The organism is Pseudomonas sp. P135 (assembly GCF_020312125.1).
Lineage (GTDB): Bacteria > Pseudomonadota > Gammaproteobacteria > Pseudomonadales > Pseudomonadaceae > Aquipseudomonas > Aquipseudomonas fragariae.
Window position 1 is genome coordinate 464,938 of sequence record NZ_JAGPYR010000004.1, and the last position, 14,874, is coordinate 479,811.

The 14,874-nt window shown below is 51.9% G+C and carries 10 protein-coding genes; 8 read left to right on the forward strand and 2 right to left on the reverse strand.

Translation table 11 applies throughout. From position 1 onward, the window contains the following. Positions 1 to 9: 9 nt before the first annotated feature. Positions 10 to 906: a DUF5677 domain-containing protein gene (locus KBY08_RS09060; protein WP_111522037.1), complete on the forward strand. Its 897-nt coding sequence runs from the start codon at positions 10 to 12 to the stop codon at positions 904 to 906. 224 nt (positions 907 to 1,130) lie between these two features. Continuing rightward, complete coding sequence (locus KBY08_RS09065) at positions 1,131 to 5,156, forward strand: helix-turn-helix domain-containing protein (protein WP_111522036.1); 4,026 nt, start codon at positions 1,131 to 1,133, stop codon at positions 5,154 to 5,156. Positions 5,157 to 5,166: 10 nt separating this feature from the next. On the opposite strand, the gene KBY08_RS09070 is transcribed toward KBY08_RS09065, so the two are convergent. Continuing rightward, positions 5,167 to 6,819, reverse strand: coding sequence for a Shedu immune nuclease family protein (locus KBY08_RS09070; protein WP_111522035.1), 1,653 nt, complete (start codon positions 6,817 to 6,819; stop codon positions 5,167 to 5,169). 322 nt (positions 6,820 to 7,141) lie between these two features. Then, positions 7,142 to 8,731, reverse strand: a complete 1,590-nt coding sequence (norR, locus tag KBY08_RS09075; RefSeq protein WP_104683815.1) for a nitric oxide reductase transcriptional regulator NorR — start codon at positions 8,729 to 8,731, stop codon at positions 7,142 to 7,144. 129 nt (positions 8,732 to 8,860) lie between these two features. Here norR and hmpA point away from each other — a divergent pair, with 129 nt between their 5' ends. From hmpA to KBY08_RS09105, 6 genes are all read left to right on the forward strand, one after another. Next, on the forward strand, positions 8,861 to 10,048 hold the full coding sequence (gene hmpA / locus KBY08_RS09080) for an NO-inducible flavohemoprotein (protein ID WP_111522067.1): 1,188 nt from the start codon (positions 8,861 to 8,863) through the stop codon (positions 10,046 to 10,048). A 231-nt stretch (positions 10,049 to 10,279) separates the two neighbouring features. After that, positions 10,280 to 11,464, forward strand: a complete 1,185-nt coding sequence (locus KBY08_RS09085; protein WP_024659497.1) for a YbfB/YjiJ family MFS transporter — start codon at positions 10,280 to 10,282, stop codon at positions 11,462 to 11,464. Between the two features lie 4 nt (positions 11,465 to 11,468). Continuing rightward, positions 11,469 to 12,554 (forward strand): NAD(P)H-dependent flavin oxidoreductase, encoded by a 1,086-nt coding sequence (locus tag KBY08_RS09090; protein WP_058399010.1) that lies wholly within the window; start codon positions 11,469 to 11,471, stop codon positions 12,552 to 12,554. Between the two features lie 11 nt (positions 12,555 to 12,565). Beyond that, positions 12,566 to 12,955 (forward strand): tautomerase family protein, encoded by a 390-nt coding sequence (locus KBY08_RS09095; protein ID WP_003409144.1) that lies wholly within the window; start codon positions 12,566 to 12,568, stop codon positions 12,953 to 12,955. A 345-nt stretch (positions 12,956 to 13,300) separates the two neighbouring features. Next, positions 13,301 to 13,786: a hypothetical protein gene (locus KBY08_RS09100; protein WP_004406435.1), complete on the forward strand. Its 486-nt coding sequence runs from the start codon at positions 13,301 to 13,303 to the stop codon at positions 13,784 to 13,786. 243 nt (positions 13,787 to 14,029) lie between these two features. Next, complete coding sequence (locus tag KBY08_RS09105) at positions 14,030 to 14,659, forward strand: LysE family translocator (RefSeq protein WP_024659500.1); 630 nt, start codon at positions 14,030 to 14,032, stop codon at positions 14,657 to 14,659. Positions 14,660 to 14,874 lie beyond the last annotated feature (215 nt).

Here is a 14,874-nt window from a genome sequence, read left to right on the forward strand (position 1 = left end):
TAGCTTAATTTGCTGGAATTTTACGAGATAACCGAGAAGTATGATGCATCTTATATCGATAAGCACTTCAGCTCTTTAGAAGGGATACACGCGTTTTCGATTAATTTTTTTCAAGATGTAGCGCAAATCTATGACGCCCTTACTAGAGTTCGGAATATTGAACGCAATCCAACGGGCTTTTCGATCAATGATGCACCCATACTTGGACTTCTCGTTCGAATTTCCAAGCTCCTCAGAGAATGTGTGAAATATCACGAGCAAAACAATGCTGAAGTGATCGCGATTTTCGAGCGTCCCCTCATCGAGGCGACAACTATTGCTAGCTATTTGATGCAGGGTGGTAGCAATACCATCGAGGATTACCGTAAATGCTCCTATAAAGATAGACTCAGGATTCTGAGGGAGTTGGAAGGCGGTTCATTGTTTTTTCATACGAAAGCTGGGAAGCGCTTACTATTTGCAGTTCAAGAGAAGATGGATTTGGAAGGCCTTACTAAGGACGATTTTGCTGAGCAAAAAAAGAATAAGTGGCGTCTTCAAGGTAAAAGCTTCAGAGAAATATTCGCTGAAATTGAGCGTGATGATTTGTATCCTGTAACCTATGGGATGATGTCTGAATCGATCCATGGCTCTTGGAATGAGTCCATGGATTGGGGATTAGTGCGTAATGGCGATGGCACATTCTCAGCATTCACAGACTATCATCCCGCCGACATTAGATACATGGCCCCGACTGTCAAATTCACTATCAAACCTTTCAAACTTTGGCTTCAGCGGATCGGCGCTTACGATAATGGCTTTGAAAGCACGATGGAGTGGATCGATCGGGTGAATACCCGTCTCTTTCATGCGTTTGATCGTCTCTACGATGGTGATTACGACGCCAAGGTTGGTAAGGGCACTTAGGTAAGGCTTGTCGTCCAAGGGTTTGGCGCAACGTTTCGGTGCTTGGCCGGAGTGCGGCCGCACAAGCGTCGACCGATTTCCATTCGCGGCAAGGGGTTGGGCGGGAGGTGCGCCGATAATTCCGCAAGTTCGCGTTTGTCATTTTTGGCTTATTAAATGTCCTTGACGTATGAGCATCCCTCTGTAATCTGGAACACACTTAATGTGTTTCAGAGGGCTGAGCGATGAGTCTGGTCAGATATCCTGAATTTGCTGTGCTTCTCCTTTCACTCAGAAACGCTAAAGGTTGGAAGCAGAAAGAATTCGCCACACGAGTGGGCGTTACCCAGCAGACTATAAGTCGTTGGGAGCAAGGGGTATCCCGACCAAGGGCGAAGGAGCTCATTAATCTAGCTCTGCTTCTCGATGTAGATTTGAGCTCCATGACGGTGGCGGCTGAGTACGCGCTGTCGAATTCCAGCAGCTGTCAGGCTGAGGGTGCACCTACATATGACATTCCTCTCCCGCTGCACTCACTGCGTCCTGATAGCTTCGAGAACTTCAGCTCTGACTTCCTTGCCCGTTATTACCGGGACCGTGGTGGCGTGGTGAATCGCTTTGGCGGTACCGGCAGCAAACAGCACGGCATTGATATTGAGGTGCGAGGAAGCCTTTTCGGGGTTCATACATTCCAGTGCAAACGGGTTGAGGAGTTCGGGGAGCAGAAGGTCCATGGGGTTGTAGCTGAGCAAACATATGTTTCAGACCTCAAAGTTTTGCTGCTTTCCAATATAGCGAGTCCGAAGGCACGTATTGCAATCGCGCAGCATCAGGGCTGGCAAATGTGGGATCGGATCGATATATCTGCGAAATTCCGTGAGCTCTCCATGGTCGATCGGAGGGATTTGGTCGATATCTATTTTCGAGGGCAACGCCAAGCACTTCTTGGCGAGGCTGAGTCAGGGCCGTTTCAAAAACCTGATGACTTTTTTAAAGGCTTCACCGACCCCGATAGGTTCTTCAATCACGCATGGTCGCTGGTTGGTAGGGAGGAGGAGCTTGAGAAGGTGACAGAGGGAGTTTTGGATGACAACTCTCTAGTTACGATGCTCTTGGGGGCACCGGGTAATGGGAAGACTCGCCTACTGCGAGAAGTCGTTGAGAGTGTGCGTGAAAAACGACCTGATATTTCCATTCTGTTCGTCTCACCCACGGAGGACGTCAAAGCCCAGCATTTAGGGGAGTTGGGCAGCAGTACAAAGCTATTGATAATTGACGATGCTCATGACCGTGACGACCTGGCACAGTTGATGCGATATGCGACAGTGGCTGAGAACGATACCAAACTGCTGATCTCGTTGAGATCATACGGGCGGGCTATGGTTCGCAGTCAGGCGTCACTCGTCGCGATGGATAGCCCGCAGGTAGCGACTGTTGAATTGAGGCCGCGCACAAAGCAGGACGCGGTGATCCTCGCTACACAAGTATTACAGGCCTGCAACGGACGCCTTGAGATGGCTGAGGTCATCGCGGAGTTGACCTATGCTACGCCACTAGTCACGGTGTTAGCTGCTCAGATAGTTGCTAAAGAGAACGTTCCTCCGGCGTTGATTGGCAATAGAGAGGACTTCCAGGAGCACGTGCTCGCTAGACTTGAGGACATTATCGCTGGCAGGATCGTCACAGGGCAGGATGTGCCGAAGCTCCAAGCCGTCTTACGAATGGTGGCATTATTGCAGCCTGTGGTGTTTGATGACCCTGCTTTTCTTAGCATCTTGAGGGCGGTTGAGGGGCTGGAGCATGAAGACGCTCAGCGCCTTCTTCGCCTTTTAAGTGAGGGAGGGGTTCTATTTAAACGCGGCCTTCGCCACCGACTGGCCCCCGACCTCCTAGCTGACTCAATCATCCAGCGCAACTTTATAGGTGTCGGCGGGGGCGTAACTCCCAAGGTGGAACACGCATTCGACCTTGCCGATGCAGAGTATTTGAAGCATCTGCTGGTCAACCTTGGTCGTCTTGACTGGCGTTTGCGGAACGGGGACACCGAGGGCAGCACATTGCTCTCCAGTATTGTGCGCAAGCTCCGATGGCACGACGATTATCATAATCCGCATGTTCAAGCCGTTGAGGCAGTAGCCTATTACCAGCCACGTTTAGCATTGAATTTCGCTGAGAGACTTATAGAGGATGGTCATGGTGACCACGACGGCGTATGCGGAATAATTCGGAATGCAGTCTTTAACCCGGAGGTTCTGGAGGATGGATGCGTTTTGCTTTGGCAAGCTGGGCGTCGGGACTCCCGTGCGCTGAACTCGGAACCGAATCACGGAATTCGGATTTTAAAAGAGCTCGCTGAGTTTGCTCCAAATAAACCTGTCAGTTACGTCAAGCAAGTGGTTGCTTTTGCGATTGATCTTCTGGAACGCCCTGTATCTCTGACTGGGTTGTACACGCCTTTCACTATTTTGGAAGGCGCTTTAAAAACTGAGATGGAAGAAGTCACCTCCAGCAACCGCAGCTTAACTATCAAACGATATCGACTTGATTTCGAGCTCGCGAAGTCTGTGCGTGCACAAGTGGTCGACGCCATAGTTAGCTCCCTTAAGACAGGTTCCCCGCGTAAGGCATTGCTTGCTGCGGGTCTGCTTTCCGAAGCCCTGCGCGGACCTATGCATGATAGCGAAGATCATGAAGCATGGGCCGTCGCGCATTCAGAGTTGCTCGATCGAGTGCATCGTGCACTGGACAATGCCGAGATTCATCCAGTAGCGATAGTGCAGGCGGGGATATCTGTTAGCTGGCATGCTTTTTACAATAGCAAATTAGAATGTCGTTCTAAGGCACTTGCCGTAATAAAACTGTCCGCTCGTGATCTGCCTACCCGACTTGTCAGGCTAATTGGAGATGCCTGGGGGCATCAAACCTGGGACTGTAACGAGCCATTTGAGCATAAAAATCATGAGTTGGAAATCCGCAATCTCATCACCGATCTTGCCGCCGAATTTCCAAAGGCATCGGACTTATACAGCTTTCTGAATGAGTGGCTTCGCCAGATAGAGCAGGTTGCAAGTGGAGGTTGGGGCAATCCGCAAATTTTTATTAGTCACCTTCTACAAGCTCGCCCTGATGTTGCCAAAGTTGTGTTGGCCAAACAGTCTGATTCGCGCGCACCATTGGATAATTTCTCAGGTGCTGCGCTCGCAGTTCTCATGAGGGATCAGATTCACCATACGCAAATTAATTCCTTGTTAAGGACTGATTCAACCCGCGCTTGGGAGATGGTTTCTGAAGCGTATGCACGTCAGGCTGATGATTTTTTCACCGACGCTGATCTACCAATTCTGCGGCGTATTTTCTGTTCGAATGAACCGTCAGTTTTACGCAACGCCGCGGCAATTGCGCGCCAAGTTGCTCGACGTAATCCTGCGCTAGCGGTGGAGCTCATCTGCACCGCAGACTTGATTGTAAGCCCTGCCGCCACCCATGAGTTCTTCATGTTGCTGGGATATCGCAGCACCGTTCCTGCAGGGAGAATAAGCTCCGATCAATTGCGAGTTCTGTTGCGGGCGTTAGGGAAGTTGCCGGAGCTTGATGATCATTGGGTAATTAAATTCCTCAAACAAGCTGTTGAGACGGTCCCCGCGGACGTTGTTGACATGTTGAAGGAAAGGTTGCAGGCAGTAGGCCGCGGCCTTGGGTATAGGTCGATGCGCATGGACCGTAAAGGTGCAGGGCTTGGGCTGCTTTCTCACCCTGATGGGCATCGACTGTTGCAGGAACTTCTCGCGTGGGCTGTGGATGTCCAGAAGGAAGGAAAATTGGCCATGGATCTAGGTGCTTGTGTGACGGGGCTTTCCGGTAAATATGGTGCTCAGGTTCTTGATTTGTTGCTGGATGTCCTTAAGGGCGGGGGCCAGGCTCATGTGAACGTCGTCGTGAGCACCTTGCGAAGCGCTTACCAGACATTTGTTATCGATGAGATGCCTTTTGTTCGGAAAGTGTTGAATCAGGCGGAGCTCGTGAGTGATCAAGCAGTAAAAGATATCTCTTCAGCGTTATGGTCGTCTGCCGTCTCCGGTGGACGTAGTGGTCTAGCCGGAGAGCCTTTTAAAGAAGATTTAGAGTTACAGGATTATGCAGAAAAAACTCTTAAAGGAATGAGTCGTATGGATCCGGCACATAAATTGTACAGCTGGCTCTTTCAGCACGCCAAGGACAGCATTGAGCGGCAAGCAGACGAGAGACGGGCCATGGAGTTAGACGAGGAGTAATACAGCATTGCTATGACAGTATTGATATTAATCTCATCATCTGTTCAAGCAGGTCGTCGTAAGTCATGATCTTAATAGTGCGGTTGGTGTTTATTACGCGGAGCGTTTCTTTCTGCCTGAGAGTGAGGTTTTTTGATCGGCCGATTACAATGGCACCTTCAACGACATATTCCTTGCTAAGCCAGTCGGGGACATTATCTTTGCCTCCTCTAATTTCACCTATCCAGTCTTCGACTTGCTGTCCCGCATGGGTCACTTTGCTACGTAAACGGTTGTCTTTGGTGAAGATTTGATCCACATGCCTTTCCAATTCCACCAGTAATATCCGCCTGTGTGACTGATCATACTCCAGGACCATGTCGGCCCTAAAGTTACCAATGGGTACCTCCATATGTATTTTCCCGAAGTGACAATCGAATATTTCCGGGTGGTTTTTTATGAATTTGTGAAGGTCTTTTTCGAGTGTCGAGTCTTTCCCTAATAGTCTGCAGAAATCTGTAAACTTTCGCTTCATGGTGTTTTTTGAGCTGCTGGTAGGTATAAGGGCTAATAATTTTCGATCTAGCTGTTCGTCTTTCGAAAGAGTGTGCGTTTGCGCTCTTTTGCTCGGGTGATTAACTTGTATTGGCGGTATTAGTTCGCCATGCCCTCGAGCAAGAATCTTTATATTAGACTCATCGAAGTTTCCGACGACTACGGCTGTTATTAAATTTACTTCCAGTGCCCTGTAGGCGCAGTATGTTACGTAGTCATCGTCCATTGTAAGATGACCATTTTCTTCATATAGCAAAATCTCCGCCAGCGGAGCTCCCCAAGTTGCGATCCTTCGCATGAAACTTTTTATCTCGCTTTCCGCTATGCTGAGGGTATAATCAATATCGCGTGGCAGGATACGGGTGATTGGTATTCTGATACGGGTGCATGGAACAGTTCCTTTGAAAGCATCCGCGATCAATCTTACTAGATAGTCATTCTCAGCTGGTTTCGAAAGTCGAGTATCAATAATCCGATTCGTATCAATTCTTGGATTTTTATAGTTGCAGTATGCTGCTAACGACCTAAAGATTAAATCTAGGTAGTCATTTTTAGAAAATACCTCCTTGCTCACCCGAATCCATCCATTGTTGCTCAGTCGCGATATGAACGGTTCAGGGCTTGCGGCGTTAACTCTGAGTTCAAGTCTTGATACCTTGCCGCCCAGGTCACATGAATCAAACCCGGTTACGGAATAGACTCGGCCGCCATCCCTCAAGGCTTCTCTTTGAAATAGAAAGCCCACAAACTCATCTTCATAGTCAGTGGAAACAAAAAAGTATTCGGGGATCGGATAGTGCTCAAGTGCATGTAGTTGTTCTAGCGCAGCTTTACTCGATGGTAATTGAGCTGACGGTGACACATAGTCTTCGCCAAGAGACAGTAGCGCGCGGTAGATGTCACCTGCTGAGGCGTTATCTTGATATTTTTTCAGTATCCATGTGGTGATTTCTTCGTCAGTTGCCGCACGTTTTTCACCGGAAGTTATCTCCCTAAGCATTTCCTGCCTCAACTCTGTCAGCAGCGGCATTGCTTCTCTGGAACCGGGTAAGGTTTCAGCGCTGCGCTTACCGCTGCTGGCAGCACCGTGTTTAATCTCTCTCACGTCCATGCGTAATTTACCGGTCATCAGTCCTCAAGTAGGGGGAGGCTACCAATCCTCGCGCAACGGTGTCTATCCGAAACGAAACAATCCATGACTTGGGAAGGATCACATCAGTGGAGGGTTGGGCTCGAAGCGGACTTTTTATCAGGAATGGCACTTTTCATGGCACTAACGGATTGTGCCAATCTAAGACACTGATTTATATGAATTTTACCTTATTAAAAATAATAGAGTGGGATGATTGGACGTCCGGCACTGCCCGGCACGATCTAGCAAGAAATGCCCTGGAGCCCGCGTAATTGCGGGCTTTTTGGTTCTGGCCGATCTCTTTTTGAGAATGATGTGATTACTTTTCACGCAAGATGCTCACCCCCAGCCTACCTGCGAGCCGAGTCAGGTTCGCGCGATCCAGATTAAGACCTCTAGCTGCAGCAGAAACATTGCCTTCTGAAAGCCTGAGAGCCTCTTCCAATATCGCTTTCTTGTATCCGTCGACAGATGATTTGAAATCGTGAGACGGGAGCTGCTGTGCAAGGATAGAGCCTGATTTTTCCGCAACCCGCTCGGAGGGCGATTCCAGTAGGTCAAGGTCCTGCAATTCCAGCGACAAAACACTCTGCCTTTTCAAAGACGCCGCTCTTTTTTTTGCCTTCAGCGCGGCCCTCGCCATCAGGTGTTCCAGTTCCCGGATATTCCCTGGCCACGAGTAGCCGACTAATGCTTGGCGGGCAGAGTCGGAAAATCGCAATGAAGGTACGCCGACCCTCCAGCGGTTTTCTTCCGCGAATGCTCCGGCGAGCAACATGATGTCGTCCCGACGTTCTTTCAAAGAGGGGACGCGTAATGGGTAGACGCTTAGTCGGTGATACAAGTCTGCTCGAAAGCGACCCGCACGCACTTCCTCAATCAGGTCTCGGTTGGTGGCGGCAATCAAACGAATATCGACGACATGGAGCTTGTCTGAACCGACCCGCTGAAGCTGGCCACCCTGAAGTACGCGAAGCAGGGTGGCTTGCGCGGCCAACGGCAGCTCGCCGAGCTCATCCAGAAATAGTGTGCCAGTGCTGGCCACTTCAAATTTACCCAGCCGATTTTCGATGGCTCCCGAAAAGGCGCCTTTGACGTGTCCGAAAAGCTCGCTTTCAATCAGGTGCTCAGGAAGGGCGGCGCAATTGACCGTTATGAACGGTTTGTCCGCTCGCGTCGAGAGATCGTGCAGCCGCTGGGCAACCAGTTCCTTACCTACTCCGGTTTCGCCGGTAATCAAAACCGTGAGGTCGCTTGAAGCGACCAGATCGATTTCAGAGAGGAGTTGCCTGAAACTTTCGCTGTTCCCAATCATTTCAGGCTTGGGCCTGCGTGCAGAGAGCCGGTACGCTTCTGCTCGTTTCCGTTCTCCGGCAACGGTGCGCAATAGATCATCAAATCGGGATGCCGCTACGACGGTCGCCGCAGCGAACATGGCAAAGGTCTCGACGGTTTGAAGATCCTGCTCAGAGAACTGCCCCACGGTCAGGGCGTCCAGTGTCAGAACCCCCCAGGTTTTGTCATTGATCCGCAACGAGCAGCCCATGCAGTCGTGTACGGGCAAGGCGCTTGAACCGATCAGTCCGTCATAGGGGTCCGGAAGATCACAGTTCGGTGGAAACAGAACGGCTCCCTGCGCTTCAATGATCGCCTCCAGTCGCGGATTGCTTGCCACGCGGTAGCGTCGGGCCATTGCGTCACTGGCCAAGCCATGCGCGGCAACCGGTATGAGTTCGCCCTGCTCCAGGCGCAGTAATGCCACAGCATCCGAGGGGACCAGCTCTCGCAATGCGTTCAGAACACGGTAGTAACGATGCTCTGCAGGCAGCTCTACTGCTAAATCACCCAAGAGCGGAAGAAGGGCATGCAACGCATTCAGTTGATGAGTCGAAATGACATCTTTTTTCACGGATCAGGTCTTAATAACACAGTCATAAAGACTCTATACGCCTTCGGCTTGCTGTTTTACAAGGCTTTTATGCCTGGCACGGCGGTTGCTCTAACCAAGGGTATAGATTCCTACCCTCTGGAGCCCACCATGCTGACCTCAACCCAGCGCGACATCATCAAAGCAACTGTGCCTCTGCTTGAAACTGGAGGGGAAGCGCTGATCACTTATTTTTATCAACTCATGCTCGACACGCACCCTGAAGTGCGTCCGTTGTTCAATGAGGCGCATCAAGCTAACGGGTCGCAGCCCCGCGCGCTTGCCAACGGCGTGCTGATGTATGCCAGGAATATCGACAGGCTCGAAAACCTGGGCGGGCTGGCGAGCCAGATAATCAACAAGCATGTGGCGCTGCAGATCCTTCCCGAGCATTACCCTATTGTCGGCTCCTGCCTTTTGCAGGCTATCCGCGAGGTGCTGGGCGCAGAAATCGCGACAGATGAAGTCATCGCAGCGTGGGCTGCAGCCTATCAACAGCTCGCAGACATCCTCATCGCCGGTGAGCAGAGTGTCTACGACGCCATTGCTGCAGCACCGGGCGGCTGGCGGGGTGGTCGTCAATTCACAATCCTTAGAAAGGTGGCCGAAAGCGCTGAAATTACGTCATTTTATCTTGCGCCCACTGATCATCAGCCCGTTATCCGGCATAAAGCCGGACAGTACATCGGCCTACGGCTCATGATCGATGGTAAGGAAGTGCGGCGTAACTACTCTTTGAGTGAGCAGGCTGACGGTGTTCGATATCGAATCAGCGTCAAGCGCGAGCTGGGGGGACTCGCGTCTACCTATCTGCACGATCATGTGGAAGAGGGAAGCACGCTCGATGTGTTTCCTCCTTCCGGGGATTTCACGCTTAACGACCATATCAAGCCTCTGGTACTTATCAGCGGCGGTGTCGGAATCACGCCAACGTTGGCAATGGCCGAGCAAGCGCTGGAGTCCGGGGAGCGACCAGTAACCTTCATTCACTATGCACGTAATGGTCAGGTGCATGCGTTCTCAGACCTCCTGCGTGACTGGCAACTATGCTATCCGCTGTTCAGGGCTCATGTCGTTTATGCGGAGCGGGCCGATCATGAGGTCTACACGCCAGACGCCATTGGCTTTCCCTTAATCACTCACCTTGAACAATGGCTGCCTGCCGACCGCGATGTCGACGCTTATTTCCTGGGGCCCAAACCATTCATGGCATTCATGAAACGGGCCTTAAAGGATCTGGGAGTACCAGAGAAGCAGGCCCGGTATGAGTTTTTCGGTCCTGCGCAAGCCTTGGCGTGAGGTTGCAAGGCAACTCTAGGCTCTGTACGAAAAGTGGCTGCGCTCGGTGATGCTTCGTTAAAAACAGGCTCGGAATGCTCATTTACAACACGTAGACTCCGCTTCCTCGCCTGTTTTTGCCTCGCCTGACCTTCGCTCGCCGACTTTTCGTACAGAGCCTAGGGCAGTGGCTAAAGAGTTCGTATTTGCTTTGGCAGATTCGGCTCAAAGACAATAAATGAGACCAGAGTGATGCATAACCAGGCGTTACCGGCACGAAATAATCAAAACCAGAACTTGCTATGGTCTGCGGTCGCTGCGGCCATGGTAATGGCCATTGGCATGGGCTTTGGACGTTTTGCTTATACCGGCGTCTATCCTGTGATGGTTCACGAGGGCATAGTGAACCTGCATGATGGCACTTTGGCTGCGTCAGCCAATTATGCCGGATACTTGTTAGGCGCTTTACTGGCTGCGCGCTTATCAAGCGGTCATTCACGCAGGTGGATAGTGGTCTCTATCCTCGCCAGCGTGGCGTGCCTGATTGCGCTGGCCTATACCGCGCTGCCTTGGCTAATTATCAGCATTCGAGGCGTGGCAGGGCTCTTCAGTGCGCTGTCCATGATCGCCGCATCGCAGTGGTTGTTGCAGCACAAGGGGCATCATGAGGGAGCCCCCATACTCTTTTCAGGAGTGGGCATAGGAATCTTCTTGTCAGCAGAAATTCTGGCCATTGCTCAAGGCGTCGGACTTAACAGTTTTAGTCTGTGGCTTACGCTGGGCGCGAGCAGCGCCGTACTAAGCGGCATTGCCATAAAGAAACTGGATAAGCGCTCCACCCATTTAATAGCCCCATCAGCCAGTGATGCTCCTGGGCGTCATATGGCGTTAGGCGCATGGCCTTTAATTGCGGTCTACGGGTTGGCGGGTTTTGGCTACATTATTACGGCGACGTACCTTCCGATGCTGGTGAAAAGCGCCTTTGGAGATATGAACCCCGTTCACATCTGGGCTATTTTCGGTCTTGGAGCCGCGCCCTCCTGCTACCTCTGGCACACACTTCACCTGAGATTTGGCACTCACGTTGCGCTCCGTGCAAACCTTCTGCTTCAAGCGTTCGGCGTCATTCTGCCAGTTATATCACCTACCGAGGTGGGATACGTGGGCAGCGCGTTAATTGTTGGCGGAACATTCATGGGCACCGTAACCATAGCCATGCCCGCCGCAAAACGCGTTTCACACACTATTAAGCACAACCTTATCGCTGTCATGACTGCTGCCTATGGCACAGGCCAAATCATTGGGCCGTTATTAGCGAGCTACCTGTTCGCATACAGCGGCTCGTTTAACACCTCGCTGATCGCCGCAGGCGTTGGCCTGCTGCTCTCGACACTGCTGACCGTTCGACTTCCTTCACCACTCCAGACAGACAGGTAGTGACATGAACACCACGAATTTCTGGTCCAGCATAGGGGTTCGGCTACCCATTATTCAGGCGCCGATGGTTGGCGTTTCAACTCCAGTACTTGCTGCCGAGGTTAGTAACGCAGGAGCCCTGGGATCGATCGGCCTTGGCGCCAGCACCCCGGATCAGGCACGAGCCCTTATAAAACAGACGCGCGAACTGACTGACCAACCGTTCAACGTGAACATGTTCTGCCATAGACCTGCCCGTTTTAGCCATACGCAGAACGATGCCTGGCTGGCCTATACCGCAAAATGGTTCTCCGAATTCAATGCAGCGCCTCCTCAAGAAATACGCGAAATTTATAAAAGTTTTCTGAGTGACCGGGTGATGCTTGAAGTGCTATTAGCCGAGCGGCCCGCCGTAGTCAGCTTCCACTTCGGCACACCCGACGCGGCCTGGGTAGCTGAGCTAAGAGAGGCGGGCATTGTTACGCTGGGTTGTGCCACCACGCTCAAGGAAGCACAAATGCTTCAGAAGACAGGCGTGGACGCCATTGTCGCGCAAGGCTATGAGGCAGGAGGGCACCGTGGTGTATTCGACGATACGCCCAACCAGGACCACGAGCTTGGGTTGTTCCCCTTGACCCGGATGTTGACTACACACGTAGGCTTACCGGTGATCGCAGCCGGTGGGATCATGGACGGCGTAGGCATTAACGCGGCATTGGCATTGGGGGCCATAGGTGTACAAATGGGAACCGCCTTTATCCTGTGTCCCGAGTCCTCAGCTACGCCCGAGCATCGCGCAGTGCTTGTCTCCGCAAGAGCCCATGAAACTCGCGTAACCAGCTATGTATCCGGCCGTCCTGCCCGTGGCTTGGCGAATCGTTTGTACCTGGAAAACACCGAACAACAGATCCCTGTCCCAGCCGAATATCCCTTGGCTTATGATGTGGCCAAAGCACTGCACGCCGCCGCTGTTCTAAAAGGCTGTCATGATTTTGCCGCTCAATGGGCCGGGCAAGGGGCGCCACTCGCACGCGCACTCCCTGCAGCAGAATTGATCAAAACCCTGGTGGAAGAGATGCGTTCAGCGTCTACATCCACAACCTTCCTGTAGAGAGACAATCAATGCCATTGCTGAAAATTGATGTAATAGAGGGCCGTTCGGATCAGGAAATCGAGACGTTGCTGGATGCGATCCACGACGCGATGGTGAACGCATTCCAGGTTCCTGAACGTGACCGCTACCAGGTGTTGAATGAACACAAAAGAAATCGACTGATCATTCAGGATACGGGTCTTGGATTTACGCGGTCCGACAAAGTCGTTGTCATCACCGCCATTAGCAGGCCGCGTCCAGCAGAGATGAAAAAGCGGTTTTATGCCCTGATAGCAGAAGGATTGGAGCGCAACTGTGGCATCGCAGCAGAGGACGTCATGGTTTCGATAGTGATCAACAGTGACGAAGACTGGAGTTTCGGTCTGGGGCGCGCTCAATTTCTAACAGGTGAGCTATAACGGCACTTCCGCCAATCACCACCTCGAACTTCACGCTAGATGCTGGGCAGAAATCAATCAGGGTTGGAGCTTATGTGATCTATCAAACGGCCCGAGAACGCAAAGGAATCAGCGCTACGTTACCCGCTGGTGATACGTCCCAATGAGCACTTTCACGCAAGAGGCTGCCTTCGTGACGGGCGTCTCAGCTCCTTACCGACCGCAAAACACCTCATTTGATACTGATCTGAAGTTCGAGGAAAATCGTTACGGACAACCCGCTCAAAGGCACCCCAGCCCCAACGCCGGGGTAGCCTAGCAAAAAATATTCGATATCCGCATCCCTAAAAACCAAGGACCCCATTCATGAAATCCCGATTTTCTCTCAGTTCATCTTTCCTGATCATGTTGTCGCTGACAGGATGCGCAGCGAATATGGATGCTCCAAAGCACGATCAGCCTGGAGAAAGCGCGCTTTACGGCAGTTGGCATGTTGCAGGTGTAGCGGTATCAGACTCGGGCGTGCAGGCACTGGGGGATGATGATCCGAGCTTTATGGGGCGACGTCTCAGTTTCAGTCACGACCAGCTTGCATGGAAAGCGTCCACAGACTCCACGGAAGATGTGTGCAAGGGGCCTGTTTTTCATAAGCTTCCGGCGATGAGTGGAGCTGAACTGGAGCCGCAACTCCATAAGCTTGGCATCGAAAAAGCTGTGCGCTATAGCGTTGAATGCAAATCTGGGAGCTGGGGTCCTTTTGACAAAGAAACTCCGGCATTTTTCCTGGCACAGGACGGGTCGTTAGCTCTTTCCTGGTATGACGGCGGACTGCTGAAGCTCGTGCGAGACTGATCACGCACAGACCCTTCGCATAGCGCTGTGAAGGGTCTCCTGAAAAAGTAACCTGCGTTGCAATCAGTACAACTGAGGCGGAACATCGGCTATTGGTACTAAGGGCTGCGCTCGGCAGTTACCTCTCTCTTACCACACAAGTCCCCCTGAGCATCAACTGTTGCTATCAGATCAGCCCCGACTGTAACTATCTCCCCATCAATAATCCGCTTATCGTCGTGCTTGTACTACGGAGTGACAGTCATGCCGGATGCAGCCAATCTCTACCTGTTCATTGTCGCCGCCACGTTACTTTTAATCGTTCCGGGTCCGAACATGGCTTTTGTGACCAGTCATGCGTTGGCCCACGGTTGGCGTGCTGGCTTCGCTGCCGCTCTCGGTATCTCCTTCGCCGACGTGCTGATGACCGCTCTGGTCAGTGCAGGTATTGGCGCTGTGGTCATGAGTTGGGCACCTGCATTTGAAGTACTACGCTTGGCAGGGGCGTGTTATCTGATATGGATCGCCTGGCAAGCTTTAAAAGCGCCAGCCGCGACTGCCAGCGGGCAGCCCCAATTGGCTTCCTTCCGGAAAATATTCGCCAGAGGCACACTGAATAGCCTGTTGAATCCCAAGGCGCTTTTGTTCTTTATGGTATTCCTGCCTCAGTTTGTCAGCGTAACTGGTGGCAATGTCAGCCTCCAGTTGATGTTTCTCGGAGCGCTGCTTGCGCTGATCGCGCTACTTTTCCACACCGCACTCGGAATATTTGCCGGGCAGCTAAGAGGGAAACTGGGCGGCGGCAAGATTGCCAGATGTTTAGGGATTTATGGCTTTGCCGGGATAATGGCAGCGTTGGCGGCACGCTTGTTGTTTCTTGACCGCCCGCTTTGAGGCGGTGAATGAAAACTCGCAGCCGAGTCATGCGTACTCGGCGAGTAAGCGGCAGGCCATGTCACGTCCCAAACGCCACATCACCACCAGTTGCGCATGTACACGCTGGCCCTCCGCACACGTTATGACCTTGCCCCCGAGAAACGTATCCCTTAACCCGGCGTCGGGGTTGAGTATCTAAGGTTGTTGCCTTTGCCAGTTCTGCTCGTATTGCA

Excerpts from the sequence above, each read along its gene's own strand:
- KBY08_RS09105 (WP_024659500.1), top strand. The coding sequence starts at position 14,030 with ATGCCGGATGCAGCCAATCTCTACCTGTTCATTGTCGCCGCCACGTTA.
- KBY08_RS09095 (WP_003409144.1), top strand. The coding sequence starts at position 12,566 with ATGCCATTGCTGAAAATTGATGTAATAGAGGGCCGTTCGGATCAGGAA.
- KBY08_RS09070 (WP_111522035.1), bottom strand. The coding sequence starts at position 6,819 with ATGACCGGTAAATTACGCATGGACGTGAGAGAGATTAAACACGGTGCT.
- KBY08_RS09065 (WP_111522036.1), top strand. The coding sequence starts at position 1,131 with ATGAGTCTGGTCAGATATCCTGAATTTGCTGTGCTTCTCCTTTCACTC.
- KBY08_RS09100 (WP_004406435.1), top strand. The coding sequence starts at position 13,301 with ATGAAATCCCGATTTTCTCTCAGTTCATCTTTCCTGATCATGTTGTCG.
- hmpA (WP_111522067.1), top strand. The coding sequence starts at position 8,861 with ATGCTGACCTCAACCCAGCGCGACATCATCAAAGCAACTGTGCCTCTG.
- KBY08_RS09090 (WP_058399010.1), top strand. The coding sequence starts at position 11,469 with ATGAACACCACGAATTTCTGGTCCAGCATAGGGGTTCGGCTACCCATT.
- KBY08_RS09085 (WP_024659497.1), top strand. The coding sequence starts at position 10,280 with ATGCATAACCAGGCGTTACCGGCACGAAATAATCAAAACCAGAACTTG.